This window comes from Mycobacterium sp. NTMscope_MAC_12, assembly GCF_976985675.1.
The window spans coordinates 2,382,240-2,397,182 of record NZ_CDRJYY010000001.1 but is presented as its reverse complement, the minus strand read 5'-3'; the positions used below and the strand labels follow the sequence as shown (position 1 = coordinate 2,397,182).

Below are 14,943 nucleotides of genomic sequence, written 5' to 3'. Positions count from 1 at the left end.
CGCTCAGCCAGCCACCTGCTGACGCACATCGTCGTCCAGCGACGCCCTGACCAGAGCGGCGGCCAGCCGCGCATTATCCCGCGGCGCAAGGGTTCCCAGCTTCTTCGGCTCAGCGGGCAGCCCCAACCGCTTGGCGGTCCCGGTGGCCCGATCATCGAAGTACGGGCGCACCCAGGTCCACACGTCCTGCACCTCGCGGAGGTAGATGTCGGCACCGGTGTCGCCAATTCCCTTGAATTGCTTGAGCATCCGTTTCGCCGCGGCCACATCGTGCCCACTGCGATCGGCCAGTTCACGCAGATCACCCGAGTAGTCGTCGCGAATCCGTTGGGCCATATCGGTGAGCCGGGTGGCCGAGCTCTCGTCGTAACGCACGTAGTGCGCGCGCCCGAAGGCGTCGATCATGGTTTGTCGATCCGCGGCCAGCACCGCTTTGGGCGTCCGCAGGCCCGCCTTGAAGAGTTCACGCGCGGCGCCCATGGCGATGGCCGCGTCGATGGGTTTGCTGGCCAGCATGCACAGCACGAGAAGCTGGAACAGCGGCATCGGCTTGTCGCTCATCGTGATGCGCGCCTGTGCCGCATAAGTCGTGCCGGCAACGTCGAGCAGCCGTCGCACCCGGGAGTCCATACCGCATCGCGTACCCCCACGCTGCCGGGGCAAACCGCTCGCTATTTGGGCGGCAGGCTGCGGGCGTGCTCGACGCCGCGGGTGACCCAACTGTGAAGCTGGCGTTTGGTTTGCACCCCGGCGGCCTCGACGCGCAACCAGCCCCGGGCTTCCCGCCCGGCCATCACCATGGGGCCGACGTGCGCGCGCCCGGCGAGTTTGTCGGTGTCCTCGCGCGGCACCCGCACCAACAGTCCGCCCTGGCCGCTGACGGCCACCGACATGTTGCCGTTGACCAGGAACGCCAGACCGCCGAACATGCGCTTCTCGTCGATGCCGGGCTGGCCTGCGAGCAGTTCGCGGATCCGATTGGCCAGGTCTTCGTCGTAGGCCATGCGCCGGGTCAGTCGAGATCGACTCGGACGGTCAGCAGGTCGCTGCCCATCAGGCGCACCATCGCGCTGTTCAGCCGCGGCAGGTTGCCCAGGCGCTGCACCGCGTCGTCGTCGGGCAGGAGGTGGGCGGTGCCGTTGCGCCATTTGCCGGCGACGCGCACCCGCACAGCGGGATCGGCTTTGATATTGCGGATGTAGTCCGAGTGTTCGCCGTGTTCGGAGACCATCCAGAACTGGTTGTCCACGACGCGCCCGCCCACCGCGGTGCGCCGCGGTTGCCCGCTCTTGCGTCCCGTTGTTTCGAGCATGGTCATGGGCAGCTGCCGGCCGACCGGATTGACCAGCAGGCGTTGAACACGATGGACCACTTGTCGTTTGAGAGTCACGGGTTCATTCAACGCCGGGCGTGACCACGGGGAAAGCCCTGGGTCACGCCCGGCGTCGAGATCAGGCGGCCACCGTGGCGGCCCCGGCCGGCGGTTCGAGCGCCTGGGCCACGATCTCGGCGACGTCGGTCATGGGCCGCACGTCCAGCGCCTCGAGCACCTCGGCGGGCACGTCATCGAGATCCGGCTCATTGCGCGATGGAATGAAAACCGTTGACAGCCCGGCGCGTTGGGCGGCCAGCAGCTTTTGCTTCACACCGCCGATGGGCAGCACCCGGCCGTTCAGCGTGACCTCGCCGGTCATGCCGACGTCGGAGCGGACCTGGCGTCCGGTGGCCATGGAGACCAGGGCGGTCACCATGGTGACACCGGCCGACGGGCCGTCCTTGGGCACCGCGCCCGCCGGCACGTGCACGTGGATGCGCCGGTCCAGGGCCTTGGGATCCACACCGAGCTCGGCGGAGTGCGAGCGCACGTAGGACAGCGCGATCTGCGCCGACTCCTTCATCACGTCACCCAGTTGGCCCGTCAGTTGCAGGCCCGGCTCACCGTCGGTGGAGCCGGCCTCGATGTAGAGCACGTCACCGCCCAGGCCCGTCACGGCCAGGCCGGTGGCCACACCGGGCACCGCCGTCCGTTCGGCCGATTCCGGCATGAACCGCGGACGGCCCAGGTAGTCAACCAGATCCGGCTCATCGATGGTGATCGGTCCCGGATGGTCGGCCAGCCTGGTGGTCGCCTTGCGCAGCGCCTTGGCCAGCAGCCGTTCGAACTGTCGCACACCGGGTTCGCGGGTGTAGTCGGCGGCGATCTTGCGCAGCGCCGCGTCGGTCACCGCGACCTCGTCCTCGGTCAGCGCCGCGCGCTCCCGCTGCCGGGGCAGCAGGTAGTCCCGCGCGATGGCGACCTTGTCGTCCTCGGTGTAGCCGTCGATGGTCACCAGCTCCATGCGGTCCAGCAGGGCCGACGGGATGTTCTCGATCACGTTGGCGGTGGCCAGGAACACCACATCGGACAGATCCAGGTCCAGATCCAGGTAGTGGTCCCGGAAGGTGTGGTTCTGCGCCGGGTCGAGCACCTCGAGCAGCGCCGCGCTCGGGTCGCCGCGGTAGTCGGAACCGACCTTGTCGATTTCGTCCAGCAGCACAACGGGATTCATCGATCCCGCCTCACCGATCGCGCGCACGATCCGGCCCGGCAACGCGCCCACGTAGGTGCGACGGTGCCCGCGGATCTCGGCCTCGTCGCGCACGCCGCCCAGGGCGACGCGGACGAACTTGCGGCCCAACGCGCGGGCCACGCTCTCACCCAGCGACGTCTTGCCGACGCCGGGGGGACCGGCCAGGACCATCACGGCGCCGGAGCCGCGCCCGCCGACCACCTGCAGCCCGCGCTGGGCGCGACGGGCCCGCACGGCGAGGTATTCGACGATGCGATCTTTGACGTCGTCGAGGCCGTGGTGATCGGCGTCCAGCACCTCCCGCGCCGCCTTCAGGTCGGTGGAATCCTCGGTCTTGACGTTCCACGGCAGGTCGAGCACGGTGTCCAGCCAGGTGCGAATCCAGCCGCTCTCCGGGCTCTGGTCGCTCGAGCGTTCCAGCTTGCCGACCTCGCGCAGCGCCGCCTCGCGCACCGTCTCGGGCAGATCGGCCTGCTCGACGCGGGCCCGGTAATCATCCGAGCCGTCGGGTTCGCCCTCGCCCAGTTCCTTGCGGATGGCGGCCAGCTGCTGGCGCAGCAGGAATTCCTTCTGCGTCTTCTCCATGCCCTCGCGCACGTCTTCGGCGATCTTGTCGCTGACCTCGACCTCGGCGAGGTGATCGCTGGTCCAGTCGATCAGCACGCGCAGCCGCTCGGCGACGTCGATCGTCTCCAGCAGCTGTCTCTTCTGCGTGTTGGTCAGGTAGGACGCGTACCCGGAGGTGTCGGCCAGCGCCGACGGATCGGTCAGCCGGTTGACGTAGTCGATGATCTCCCAGGCCTCGCGGCGTTGCAGCATGGCCAGCAGCAGCTTCTTGTATTCCGCTGTCAGCGCCTTGATCTCGTCGGTCGCCTCGGTCTCGGGGACCTCGGTCACCTCGACCCACAGCGCCGCCCCGGGGCCGGATGCGCCCGCCCCGATCTGGGCCCTGCGCTCACCGCGCACCACCGCGGCGGTGCCGCCGCCGGCGATGCGCCCGACCTGCAGGATCTTCGCGATCACGCCGTGCGAGGGGTACCGGTCCTCGAGCCGGGGGGCGATCAGCAGCTGCCCCGACTCGCTGGCCTGGGCGGCGTCGGTCGCCGCGCGGGCCGCGTCGTCCAGCGCGATCGGCACCACCATTCCGGGCAGCACGATGGTGTCGGTGACAAACAGCACCGGCACCGACTTGGCTTCAGCCATCAAATCCTCCAAAAGTTGAGTCTGATGCGCTTAACCCAGCCGGGCGCCGGTTTGTTCCCGTGGGCCCCGCGGTCGCGAGTGTGCGGCCAGCCTCACATTGAGGCCCGAGTGTGCGGCCAGCTTCACGCTGGCGGCACGGGGCCCAGCCGCCGCAGCTGCGTGACGTGCTGGGGCGAAAGCTCCTCGAGGCACGTGACGCCGAGCAGGCGCATGGTCCGGATCACCCCTTCGGCCAGGATGTCGATCGCACGGCTCACCCCCGCCTCACCGCCGGCCATCAGGCCGTACAGGTACGCCCGCCCGACCAGCGTGCACCGGGCGCCGAGCGCGATCGCCGCGACGATGTCGGCGCCCGACATGATGCCGGTGTCCACCAGGATCTCGGTGTGCTGACCCAGCTCACGCGCCACCGTGGGCAGCAGATGGAACGGCACCGGCGCCCGATCCAGTTGGCGCCCACCGTGATTGGACAACACGATGCCGTCGACGCCGCGGTCGACGACCGCGCGGGCATCGGCAAGCGTCTGAATCCCTTTCACGACGAGCTTGCCGGGCCATCGCTCCTTGATCCACTCCAGGTCGTCGAACGTGAGACTCGGGTCGAACATCGTGCTCAGGTATTCGGCGACCGTGCCGGGCCAGCGGTCCAGCGACGCAAACGCCAACGGCTCGGTGGTCAACAGATCGAACCACCACTTCGGGTGGGGCAACGCGTCCAGCACGGTGCGCAGCGTCAGCGTGGGCGGGATCGTCATCCCGTTGCGGTTGTCGCGCAGCCGCGCGCCGGAGACCGGGACGTCCACGGTGGCCAGCAGGGTGTCGAAGCCGGCGTCGGCCGCGCGTTTCACCAGCTCCATCGAGCGTTCGCGGTCGCGCCACATGTAGAGCTGAAACCACTTGCGGCCCTGCGGGACGGCGGTGACGAGGTCCTCGATCGCGCAGGTGCCCAAGGTGGACAGGGAAAACGGGATCCCCGCCCTGGCCGCCGCGTGCGCGCCGCCGATCTCGCCCTCGGTGTGCATCAGCCGGGTGAATCCGGTGGGCGCGATCGCGAACGGCAGCACGACCGGCTGGCCGAGCACGTTCCACCCTGCGGTCACTTGGGAGACGTCGCGCAGGATCGTCGGATGAAATTCGATGTCGCGGAAGGCTTGTCGGGCGCGTTCGATGGACAGCTCGTCTTCGGCGGCGCCGTCGGTGTAGTCGAACGCCGCCTTGGGGGTGCGCCGTTTGGCGATGCGCCGCAGGTCTTCGATGGTGTAGGCGGCGTCGAGCCGGCGCTTGGTCGCGTTGAGCTCGGGCCGCTTGAACTGCAGGAGCGGGGCGAGGTCGCGCACTTTGGGCACTCGTCGTCGGACGGCCTGTCGTCTTTCGAGTTCCATACTGTGCAACGGTAGTCGTATGGACTCGGCAGGCGACCCGTTCGATCTCCAACGCTTTGTGGACGCCCAGGAGCCGGCCTACGCCAATGTCGTCGACGAGTTACGCGGCGGGCGAAAGCGCAGTCACTGGATGTGGTTCGTCTTCCCGCAGCTGCGCGGCCTGGGCGGCAGCCCGACCGCGGTCCGCTACGGCATCTCCTCGCTGGACGAGGCTCGCGCGTACCTGCGCCATGAGCTGCTGGGCCCACGGCTGCGCGAGTGCGCCCGGCTGGTCACCGCGGTGCAAGGGCGATCGGTCGGGCAGATCTTCGGTTCGCCCGATGACCTCAAGCTGTGCTCGTCGATGACGCTGTTCGCCCACGCCACCGAGGACGACGGGGACTTCGTCGCGGTGCTCGAGAAGTATTACGGCGGACGCCAAGACGAGCTGACCCTGGCGCGCCTGGCGTCGCACTAGATCGGATGGCGGCGACCCGCTTCGCCCGGCTACGCCGCGTTCGCGATCGCCCCTAGACCAGATGGGGCGACCCGCTTCGCCCGGCTACGCCGCGTTCGCGATCGCCCCTAGACCGGACGCAGGATTCGCCAGCCGTGCGGTTCCACGACCAGCCTGTCGACGACGTCCGGCGGCGGCGCCGCCGATCCGCCGATGACCTGGGCGCGTCCCTTACCCAGCTCCGACAACGACACACGCAGGGGTTCGTCGTCGATGTTGAGCACCACCAGCAGGGCGTCGTCACCGTTGCGCGTCTCGTAGATATAGTGCCGGTTTTCCAGTCGCAGCGCGGTGGTGGATGCCGCATGCAGCCAGGGGTGACGGCGTCGCAGCCCGACCAGGTACTGGTGCAGCGCCCAGGTCTCGACACCGACGTCATCCAGTTGCAGTGGGGGAGAGCCGAATTCGGGACGAACCGCGTCGTCGCCGCCGAAACGTTCTTCCTTGACGCCGCGAAAACCGAGCTCGTCGCCCGCGTAGACGCTGGGCACCCCGCCGATGGTGAGCAGTAACACCAGCGCGTGGGCCGCATGCGCGGGGTTTTCCATCCGGCTGGCGATGCGGGTCACGTCGTGATTGCCGATGAACGTCAGCGGCGCGAATCGGCTCAGAAAGTCGTTGTGGCGCTGCAGCGCCCAGTCCAGTTCGAAGAAGTTGCCATCGTTGAGGCTGCTCCAGATCGCCTTCCACAACTCGTATTGGGTGGCCGAGTCGAAGGTGGCGGCCCCGACGACCGCGGCATAGTCGCCGTGGATGAGTTCGCCGACGAACCAGGCCTGCGGATAGCGCTCGCGCACGCGCGGCAAGGTCGAGGCCCAGAACTGTTGGGGCACGGCGTAAGCCGCATCGAGGCGCCAGCCGTCGGCGCCGCGCCCCAACCAGTGCGCCATTACCTCGACGGTGTAGTCGACGACGTCGGGGTTGTCGTGGTTGAGGGTGATCAGCCCGTCGTGGCCCTCGAACGTGTGAAAGCGTCCGGGACGCCCGCGAAACCAGCGCGCCGCGGCGTCGTCCTCGGCCGCCTCGCGATGGCGCGGGAAATCCACCCCGACGTGGTTGAACACGCCGTCGAGCAGGACGCGCAGGCCGCGTCGGTGCGCTTCGGCGACGAGGTGATCGAAATCGGCGTCGTCACCGAGCCGGGGATCGATGCGGTAGTGGTCGGTGGTGTCGTAACCGTGTGTGCGCGAGGCGAAGATCGGGCCCAGCGCGATGCCCGATGCCCCGAGTTCGATGGCGTGGTCCAACCAGTCGACGAGCCGCCGCAACCGGTGTTCGTCCGGTTGCGGCGGCTCGTTTGACTGCGGTACGGGGAACGCGCCCACGAACCCCAGCGGGTAGACCTGCCACCAGATGGCGTGCTGGACCCAGTCGGGTCCCGGCACGGCGCTGGTCACGACGGCGCGATCAGCCGACGGTCGCCAGCGTCTGGGAAGCGACAATCGCCTGGGCCACACCGGAAACGATCGCCGCGGCCTTCAGTGCCTCCTGGATGGTTTCCCGGCTGACACCGGCCTCGCGCAGCGTGTGCTCATGGGAAGCCACGCAGTCCGGGCATCCGTTGATCGACGACACCGCGAAGCACCACAGCTCGAAGTTCGCCTTTTCCACACCGGGATTGGCGATGATGTTCATCCGCAATCCCGCGCGCAGGTCGTCGTACTTGCCGTCGAGGAATCCCCGGCCACGGTAGAACACGTTGTTCATGGCCATGACCGATGCCGCTCCCAGCGCCGCGTTGTATGCCTCCGCGGACAAGATGTCGGCCGCCTCGGCGCCAATCTCGCTGAGCACCTGCGTGTTCCGAGTCGCCGCGGCGCTCGCCAAGAGCGTGCCCCACAGCTGCTCCTCGTTGAGCTCGGTCGTGCGGGTGATCGAGCCCAGGTTGAGCTTGAGGTCCTTGGCGTACTCCGGCAGCGCTTCCTTGAGATTCTCTACGCTCATCTCGCCTCCTATTCAGACCCTACGGGATCAGGCCCGGATCAGGCCGACTGCTTGAGCAACTCGGTGGCGTCCAGCGTCGGGTCGCCCTTGCGCCAGTTGCACGCGCACAACTCGTCGGACTGCAGTGCGTCGAGCACGCGCAGCACTTCCTCGACGTTGCGGCCCACCGAACCCGCGGTGACCGAAACGAACTGGATCTCGTTGTTGGGGTCGACGAGGAAGGTCGCCCGGTCGGCCACGCCGTCGGCGTTGAGCACGCCGGTGGCCAGGCTCAGCTCCCGCTTGATGTCCGAGAGCATCGGGAAGGGCAGCTTCTTGAGGTCCTCGTGCTGCGCGCGCCAGTTGAAGTGCACGAACTCGCTGTCGATCGAGACACCCAGAACCTGTGCGTCGCGGTCGGAGAACTCGTCGTTGAGCTTGCCGAAGGCGGCGATCTCGGTCGGGCACACGAAGGTGAAGTCCTTCGGCCAGAAGAACACCACGCGCCACTTGCCGGCGTGGTCCTCGGAGGTGATGGTGGTGAAGTAGTCGTCGGGCTGCTTGGCGTCGACCTTGGACAGATCGCCCGCGATCAACGCAGTGAGCTCGTAGTCGGGGAACTGGTCGCCGATGGTCAGCAGAGGCATATCCGCTCCTTATTTGGATTTACTCAAGATTAGCTTTCTGCCACCATGTTGCCGCCTACCCTTGTTGAAGTAAAGGTGATATTTCCCACTATACTTATAGGCATGTCCGATAAGAGTTATCAGCCGACGATCGCCGGCCTTCGCGCGTTCGTGGCGGTGGCCGAGAAGCACCAATTCAGCGGTGCCGCAACCGCTCTCGGGGTCAGCCAGTCGACGCTCTCGCAGGCCCTCTCCGCGCTGGAGACGGGACTGGCCACCCGCCTCGTCGAGCGCTCGACACGGCGTGTCTTCTTGACACCCCAGGGCACGGAGTTGTTGCCGCGGGCCCAGGCCGTCGTCGAGGCGGCCGACGCGTTCACCGCCGCCGCGGCGGGAACCTCGGACCCGTTGCGGACCGACATGCGGCTGGGGCTGATACCCACCGTGGCGCCCTACGTGCTGCCGACCGTGCTGGCCGGGGTGGCCGAGCAACTCCCGGAGCTGACCCTGCGGGTGACCGAGGACCAGACCGAACGGTTGCTGGCGGTCTTGCGCGAAGGGGCATTGGATGCGGCATTGATCGCCCTGCCCGCCGAGACCGCAGGCGTCAGCGCGATCCCCATCTACGACGAAGATTTCGTTCTCGCCCTGCCCCCCGGCCATCCGCTGGCGGGCAAGCGCCGCGTTCCGGCGACGGCGCTGGCCGACCTGCCACTGCTGCTGCTGGACGAGGGGCATTGCCTGCGCGATCAGGCGCTGGACGTCTGCCACAAGGCGGGGGTCCGAGCGGAGCTCGCCAACACCCGGGCGGCCTCACTGGCCACCGCGGTGCAATGCGTGACAGGCGGTTTGGGCGTGACGCTGATCCCGCAGAGCGCGGTGCCGGTCGAGGCCTCGCGAAGCCGCCTGGGCCTGGCGCAGTTCGCGGCGCCGCGCCCGGGCCGGCGAATCGGCTTGGTCTACCGCTCATCGAGCGGTCGCGACGAGTCCTACCGCCAGCTGGCCGCGCTCATCGGGAAATTGATCAGCAGCCAGCACCAAGTGCGCCTGGCGAAGTAGACCTGCCCGGCGGCCCCGCACCGGTAGGTTCGGCCTATGGAAAAGGTAATCGCCGTGCTCATGCGCGCCGACTCCGACGACGATTGGTGCGCCCGGCAGCGGGGGCCGGTCGCCGATGCGCTGCTGGAGCTGGGTGTGCTCGGATTGTCGGTCAATGTCCGTGACGACGCCGTGCGCCAGTCGTTGATGACGCTCACGACGCTGGACCCACCGGTCGCCGCGGTGGTGAGCATGTGGACCCAGCAGTGCTACGGCGAGCAGATGACGTCCGCGCTCGAGCTGCTCGCAAAGGAGTGTGAGCAGCTCGCCGCGTACCTGGTGACCGAATCGGTCCCGCTGAGCGCACCTGCCGTCGAGTCTGGTTCCCGCACACCGGGTTTGGCCAACATCGCGTTGCTGCGCCGGCCCGCGGACATGGACCAGGCGACGTGGCTGACCCGGTGGCAACGCGACCACACGCCGGTAGCCATCGAGACACAGTCGACGTTCGGCTACACCCAGAATTGGGTGGTGCGCACGCTCACCCCGGACGCGCCGGGAATCGCGGGCATCGTCGAGGAGTTGTTCCCTGCGGAGGCGATCACCGATCTTCAGGCGTTCTTCGGAGCCGCCGACGACGACGATCTACAACATCGATTGGGACGAATGGTGGCCAGCACGACGGCCTTTGGCGCCAACGAGAACATCGACACCGTGCCGACGAGCCGCTACGTCATCAGCACGCCGTTCGGGGACTGAGGATGACACGATGACGACACTGCGCGACGCCGTGGCATTGGCCGCGGCCGAAAGCGGACTGGCCGTCGTATCGACCGTTCGCGCTGACGGGACGGTGCAGGCGTCGCTGGTCAACGTCGGCCTGTTGTCACACCCGGCGAATGGTCAACCGGTCCTGGGGTTTACCACCTACGGCAGGGTCAAGCTGGCCAACCTGCGCGCCCGGCCGCAGTTGGCGATTACCTTCCGCAACGGGTGGCAGTGGGCGACGGTCGAGGGCCGCGCGGAGCTGGTCGGCCCCGACGACACCCAGCCATGGCTGACGGATCCCGATCGGCTACGAGTGCTGCTGCGCGATGTGTTCACCGCAGCGGGCGGCACCCACGACAACTGGGACGAGTACGACCGGGTGATGGCTTCGGAGGGGCGCGCCGTGGTGCTGATCGCGCCGACCCGCGTCTACAGCAATGGTTAGCCTCGCTAGGCTGCGGGGGTGACGCTGCAGATCGATGACGACAACCGGGTACGCACCCTCACGCTGAACCGGCCGGAGGCGCTCAACGCCTTCAACGAAGCCCTCTATGACGCCACGGCCGAGGCACTGCTGGCCGCCGCCGACGATCCCGAGGTGGCCGTGGTCCTGCTGACCGGTGCGGGTCGCGGGTTCAGCGCCGGTACCGACCTGGGCGAGATGCAGGCCCGCATCACGGACCCGGACTTCACCCCGGGCAAGCACGGCTTCATCGGACTCATCAACGCGCTCAGCGCCTTTCCCAAACCACTGATCTGCGCGGTCAACGGTGTCGGGGTGGGGATCGGCGCCACGATTCTGGGCTATGCCGATCTGACGTTCATGTCCTCGACGGCCCGCCTGAAGTGCCCGTTCACCAGCTTGGGTGTAGCCCCGGAGGCGGCGTCGTCCTATCTGCTGCCGCAGCTGGTGGGCCGGCAGAACGCCGCGTGGCTGTTGATGTCGTCCGAATGGGTCGACGCCGAGGAGGCGTTGCGGATGGGCCTGGTTTGGCGGGTGTGCCAACCGGACGAGCTGCTGCCGCAGGCCCGCCACCACGCCGAAATCCTTGCCTCCCGGCCGATTTCGAGCTTGATGGCCGTCAAACACACGATGATGGAGCCGGTCCGCCCCGAGATCGCCGCGGCCACCGCGCGCGAGAACGCGCACTTCGCCGAGCTCATGGGTGCGCAAGCCAACGCGGCGGCGCTGGCCGATTTCAATAAGGGCTGAAGCGGCGTTCGGCGTCAGGCCAACGGCGCCGTCTCTAACTTCGCCGAGTCGGCGAGGATCGCGCGCAGGGTGCGCCGGCAGCGACCGCAGTCACCGCCCGCCCCGCATGCGGCGGCGATTTCCTTGGAGGTCGACGCGCCCTGCGCGACGACGTCGCACACGGTTTGACTGGTAGCCCCGACGCACAGGCACACGTACATCAGCGCACCTCATGCATCTGGGCATCCCCTTCGTCGACAACTCGTCCGAGTGACCGGATGTCCGCCCCGCGCCTGGCCTCCCGGGGACTCGAGGCCCCGGCCGGAGGTGCCGAACGAACATGCCGCATATTAGTGGAGTCTAACCTAACCTGATTAGTGCAGTCTAACCTAACAACAGGGTGCTTAGACTAGCTCGGCAACGCACTGAGCGCAGCCAAACCTTGCTAGAACATTTGCGGCGGCCGTGGCAAAGTGCTGCTACAGGCCGGGTTTGTGCGCTCCAGCCCAGCGCACCGACCGCGGCCGAACATGCCAGCCGCAGCCACCGTAGGAGTGAAAATGCAAGGGGATCCGGAAGTTTTGCGTCTGCTCAACGAGCAGTTGACCAGCGAGCTCACCGCGATCAACCAATACTTCCTGCACTCCAAGATGCAGGACAACTGGGGTTTCACCGAGTTAGCTGAGCACACCCGCGCCGAGTCTTTCGATGAGATGCGACACGCCGAGGCGATCACCGATCGTATCCTGTTGCTCGACGGGTTGCCGAACTACCAGCGCCTCTTCTCGCTGCGCATCGGCCAGACCTTGCGTGAGCAATTCGAGGCCGACCTGGCCATTGAATACGAGGTGATGGAGCGCCTCAAGCCGGCCATCGTCTTATGCCGGGACAAGCAGGACTCCACCACCGCCACGCTGTTCGAGGACATCGTGGCCGACGAGGAAAAGCACATCGACTACCTCGAGACCCAGCTGGAGTTGATGGACAAGCTGGGCGTGGAGCTCTACTCGGCGCAGTGCGTCTCCCGGCCACCCAGCTGACGCGGGCGGCGGCGACGTAGGTAACGTCGGGCCGGCATGACGAGCCCGAGAGCAGCGGTGACCCAGGCGACCCCGGCGGCGAATTCCGCGGCCAGCGGCGAGCTGATCAGTCCGCAACGGCGCAACCTGATCTTCGTCGCGATCGTGCTCGGGATGCTACTCGCGGCGTTGGACCAGACCATCGTCGCCACGGCGCTGCCGACGATCGTCGCCAACCTGGGCGACGCCGGCCACCAGTCCTGGGTGGTCACCAGCTATCTGCTCGCGTCGACCGTCGTCACCGCGCTGGCCGGCAAGCTTGGGGACTCCTATGGGCGCAAGCGGGTGTTCCAGGCGGCCATCGTCTTCTTCGTCATCGGATCGGCGCTGTGCGGGTTGTCCCAGTCGATGGCCATGCTGGTGGGATCGCGTGCCCTGCAAGGGATCGGCGGCGGCGCCATCACGGTCACCGCCAGCGCGCTGATCGGCGAGGTCGTTCCGCTGCGGGAGCGGGGCCGGTACCAGGGCATCCTCGGAGCGGTCTTCGGCGTCACGACCGTCATCGGTCCCTTGCTGGGCGGCTACTTCACCGACTATCTGACCTGGCGGTGGGCGTTCTGGATCAACGTGCCGATCTCGGTGGTCGTGATTTTCGTTGCCGCCGCGGCGATTCCGGCCCTGGGCGCGTCGACCAAACCGATCATCGACTACTCCGGAATCGCGTTCGTCGGGTTGGGCGCCGCGGGGCTGACGCTGGCCACCAGCTGGGGCGGGACCCTGTACGCGTGGGGCTCGCCGACGATCATCGGCTTGTTCGTCGGCGCCGCGGTGGCGCTGGGTGTTTTCGTGGTGGTGGAACGTCGCGCCGCCGAGCCGATCCTGCCCATCCGGTTGTTCGCCAGTCCGGTGTTCACCGTGTGCTGCGTGCTGTCCTTCGTCGTGGGTTTCGCCATGCTGGGCGCGCTGACGTTCCTGCCGACCTATATGCAGTATGTCAACGGCGTTTCGGCGACCACCTCCGGCCTGCGGACGCTGCCCATGGTGGTCGGGATGCTGATCACCTCGACGGGCAGCGGCATCCTGGTCGGCCGCACCGGCCGCTACAAGATCTTTCCGGTGGCCGGCACCGCGCTGATGGCGCTGGCGTTTCTGCTGATGTCGCGGATGGAGCCGTCCACGTCCACCCTGATCCAGTCGCTGTACCTGGTCATCCTGGGCGCGGGCATCGGGCTGTCCATGCAGGTGCTGGTTCTCATCGTGCAAAACACCTCGAACTTCGAAGATCTCGGCGTCGCCACGTCGGGGGTGACGTTCTTCCGCACCATCGGAAGTTCGTTCGGCGCCGCGATATTCGGCTCGCTGTTCGTGAACTTCCTCGATCGCCGCATCGGTCCGGCCCTGGCCGCCAGCGGCGCGCCGCCCAGCGCGGTCAGTTCGCCCGGGGCCCTGCACCGGCAGCCACCTGACGTGGCCGCGCCCATCGTGACGGCCTACGCCGATTCGCTCACCGAGGTTTTCTTGTGGGCGGCGCCGGTCGCCGTGGTCGGTTTCGTGCTGGCCCTGTGCCTGCGTGAGGTCCCGCTGCGGGACATCCACGCCAGCACAGTCGATCTCGGCGACGCGTTCGGCATGCCGACCACCGAGACACCGGACCAGATGCTGGAGAACGCGATCGCGCGGATGTTGCGCGGCGAAACCGGCATGCGGTTGCGCAGCATCGCCATGCGGCCCGATTGCCGGCTCGATGTGGCCGGCCTATGGGGGGTTTTGCGCATCAATCGCTACACGCAGGTGTACGGGATCGCCCGTCTCACCGACATGGCCGACTATCACCGGATACCGTTCGAGGTTCTCGAGCCGACGTTCTCGCGCTTGGCGGCCAACGGTTACGCGCAAAGCGACGGCGACCAGATGTGGCTCACCCCCGCCGGCGCCCAACAAGTCGGCTACGTGCACTCGCTGCTGGTGGCCTGGCTCGTGGACAAACTCGCCCGCTCGCCGGGCTTCGAGGGCCGGCCGGACCGCCGCGCGGTGCAGGCCGCGCTCGAACGCGTCGCGCATCGGGTTCTGGCCCAACGCGATTGGCATGAGGAAACGCCGACCACGGCGATCGGTCCGCCCGCTCGCTAACCGGTGGCGACACCCGTTTGCGGACAACCCCGACCCGGGCCCTTAGGCGGGCGTACCATCACGCCATGAGCCGAATCGGAACATTTGCTGACGACGACCTGGCCGGCTGGTTTGTGAAGTCTCCGGACATCGGCGGCGCGCTCGCCGGCTTCAGCGAGGCGGTGTACAGCATGAACCGGTTGCCGTTGCGCACCCGCGAAGTGGCGCGCGCCGTGATCGCCCACCGCAACGAATGCGTCGTCTGCGTCAACACCCGCGATGAAGACGGGCCCGCCGCGGGCGTCGACGAAGAGCTGTACGACCACGTCCACGAGTGGCGCACCTGGCCCGGTTACAGCGACCAGGAGCGGCTGGCGGCCGAGTTCGCCGACCGGTTCGCCACCGATCACACCGGCCTGCGCGAAGACGAAGACTTCTGGAGCCGCTGCGCCGGACACTTCTCCGATGAGTTGCTGGCCGACCTGGCGCTGTCCTGCGCGTTGTGGGTGGGCATGGGTCGGGTGCTGCGGACCCTCGACATCGGCCAGGCCTGCAAGCTGACGATTCCCAGCCGCGTATAGCCGTTTTGGGCTCGCCGAAATCCGGGCAACCGGGCG

17 protein-coding genes are annotated in these 14,943 nt (G+C 67.6%); 8 read left to right on the top strand and 9 right to left on the bottom strand.

Annotation, left to right across the window (positions count from 1 at the left end):
• Positions 1-3 precede the first annotated feature (3 nt).
• From AC0KS4_RS11060 to AC0KS4_RS11040, 5 genes are all read right to left on the bottom strand, one after another.
• Positions 4-630: an endonuclease gene (locus tag AC0KS4_RS11060; protein ID WP_225328839.1), complete on the bottom strand. Its 627-nt coding sequence runs from the start codon at positions 628-630 to the stop codon at positions 4-6.
• Positions 631-671: 41 nt separating this feature from the next.
• Positions 672-1,004 (bottom strand): TfoX/Sxy family protein, encoded by a 333-nt coding sequence (locus AC0KS4_RS11055; RefSeq protein ID WP_238955852.1) that lies wholly within the window; start codon positions 1,002-1,004, stop codon positions 672-674.
• 8 nt (positions 1,005-1,012) lie between these two features.
• Entirely contained in the window at positions 1,013-1,390 is a 378-nt protein-coding gene (locus tag AC0KS4_RS11050; protein ID WP_374109746.1) for a nitroreductase family deazaflavin-dependent oxidoreductase, read from the bottom strand.
• 61 nt (positions 1,391-1,451) lie between these two features.
• Positions 1,452-3,773: an endopeptidase La gene (gene lon / locus AC0KS4_RS11045; protein WP_238955851.1), complete on the bottom strand. Its 2,322-nt coding sequence runs from the start codon at positions 3,771-3,773 to the stop codon at positions 1,452-1,454.
• Between the two features lie 122 nt (positions 3,774-3,895).
• The gene (locus AC0KS4_RS11040; protein ID WP_225328843.1) at positions 3,896-5,155 is read right to left on the bottom strand and encodes an alpha-hydroxy acid oxidase; all 1,260 of its coding nucleotides are present in this window, start codon (positions 5,153-5,155) and stop codon (positions 3,896-3,898) included.
• A gap of 19 nt (positions 5,156-5,174) precedes the next feature.
• On the opposite strand from AC0KS4_RS11040, the gene AC0KS4_RS11035 reads away from it, so the two are divergent.
• Positions 5,175-5,612: a DUF1810 domain-containing protein gene (locus tag AC0KS4_RS11035; RefSeq protein WP_225328844.1), complete on the top strand. Its 438-nt coding sequence runs from the start codon at positions 5,175-5,177 to the stop codon at positions 5,610-5,612.
• Positions 5,613-5,719: 107 nt separating this feature from the next.
• Here the strand turns inward: AC0KS4_RS11035 and AC0KS4_RS11030 are convergent, their stop codons facing one another.
• The 3 genes from AC0KS4_RS11030 to AC0KS4_RS11020 are packed head-to-tail and all read right to left on the bottom strand — an operon-like array spanning position 5,720 to position 8,221.
• Positions 5,720-7,048, bottom strand: a complete 1,329-nt coding sequence (locus AC0KS4_RS11030) for an alpha-amylase family protein (protein ID WP_238955850.1) — start codon at positions 7,046-7,048, stop codon at positions 5,720-5,722.
• A 10-nt stretch (positions 7,049-7,058) separates the two neighbouring features.
• On the bottom strand, positions 7,059-7,595 hold the full coding sequence (locus AC0KS4_RS11025; RefSeq protein ID WP_225328846.1) for an alkyl hydroperoxide reductase: 537 nt from the start codon (positions 7,593-7,595) through the stop codon (positions 7,059-7,061).
• A 38-nt stretch (positions 7,596-7,633) separates the two neighbouring features.
• Positions 7,634-8,221 (bottom strand): peroxiredoxin, encoded by a 588-nt coding sequence (locus AC0KS4_RS11020; RefSeq protein ID WP_225328847.1) that lies wholly within the window; start codon positions 8,219-8,221, stop codon positions 7,634-7,636.
• Between the two features lie 102 nt (positions 8,222-8,323).
• Between AC0KS4_RS11020 and AC0KS4_RS11015 the strand changes: the two genes are divergently transcribed.
• From AC0KS4_RS11015 to AC0KS4_RS11000, 4 genes are read left to right on the top strand one after another with little or no spacing between them, the layout of a single operon-like run.
• On the top strand, positions 8,324-9,259 hold the full coding sequence (locus AC0KS4_RS11015; RefSeq protein ID WP_225328848.1) for a hydrogen peroxide-inducible genes activator: 936 nt from the start codon (positions 8,324-8,326) through the stop codon (positions 9,257-9,259).
• A 36-nt stretch (positions 9,260-9,295) separates the two neighbouring features.
• A complete protein-coding gene (locus AC0KS4_RS11010) occupies positions 9,296-9,997 on the top strand; it encodes an EthD domain-containing protein (protein WP_225328849.1) in 702 nt (233 codons plus the stop codon).
• Between the two features lie 10 nt (positions 9,998-10,007).
• On the top strand, positions 10,008-10,451 hold the full coding sequence (locus AC0KS4_RS11005) for a TIGR03618 family F420-dependent PPOX class oxidoreductase (protein WP_225328850.1): 444 nt from the start codon (positions 10,008-10,010) through the stop codon (positions 10,449-10,451).
• A gap of 18 nt (positions 10,452-10,469) precedes the next feature.
• Positions 10,470-11,219, top strand: coding sequence for an enoyl-CoA hydratase/isomerase family protein (locus AC0KS4_RS11000; protein ID WP_225328851.1), 750 nt, complete (start codon positions 10,470-10,472; stop codon positions 11,217-11,219).
• A gap of 14 nt (positions 11,220-11,233) precedes the next feature.
• Here the strand turns inward: AC0KS4_RS11000 and AC0KS4_RS10995 are convergent, their stop codons facing one another.
• Positions 11,234-11,419: a (2Fe-2S)-binding protein gene (locus AC0KS4_RS10995; RefSeq protein ID WP_225328852.1), complete on the bottom strand. Its 186-nt coding sequence runs from the start codon at positions 11,417-11,419 to the stop codon at positions 11,234-11,236.
• A 339-nt stretch (positions 11,420-11,758) separates the two neighbouring features.
• Here AC0KS4_RS10995 and bfr point away from each other — a divergent pair, with 339 nt between their 5' ends.
• From bfr to AC0KS4_RS10980, 3 genes are all read left to right on the top strand, one after another.
• Positions 11,759-12,238 carry a bacterioferritin gene (gene bfr, locus AC0KS4_RS10990; RefSeq protein WP_225328853.1) on the top strand — a complete coding sequence of 160 codons (480 nt, stop codon included), beginning with the start codon at positions 11,759-11,761 and terminating at the stop codon, positions 12,236-12,238.
• Positions 12,239-12,274: 36 nt separating this feature from the next.
• Positions 12,275-14,347 carry an MDR family MFS transporter gene (locus tag AC0KS4_RS10985; protein WP_225328854.1) on the top strand — a complete coding sequence of 691 codons (2,073 nt, stop codon included), beginning with the start codon at positions 12,275-12,277 and terminating at the stop codon, positions 14,345-14,347.
• A 65-nt stretch (positions 14,348-14,412) separates the two neighbouring features.
• A complete protein-coding gene (locus tag AC0KS4_RS10980; protein WP_225328855.1) occupies positions 14,413-14,907 on the top strand; it encodes a carboxymuconolactone decarboxylase family protein in 495 nt (164 codons plus the stop codon).
• The last annotated feature ends 36 nt before the right edge of the window (positions 14,908-14,943 follow it).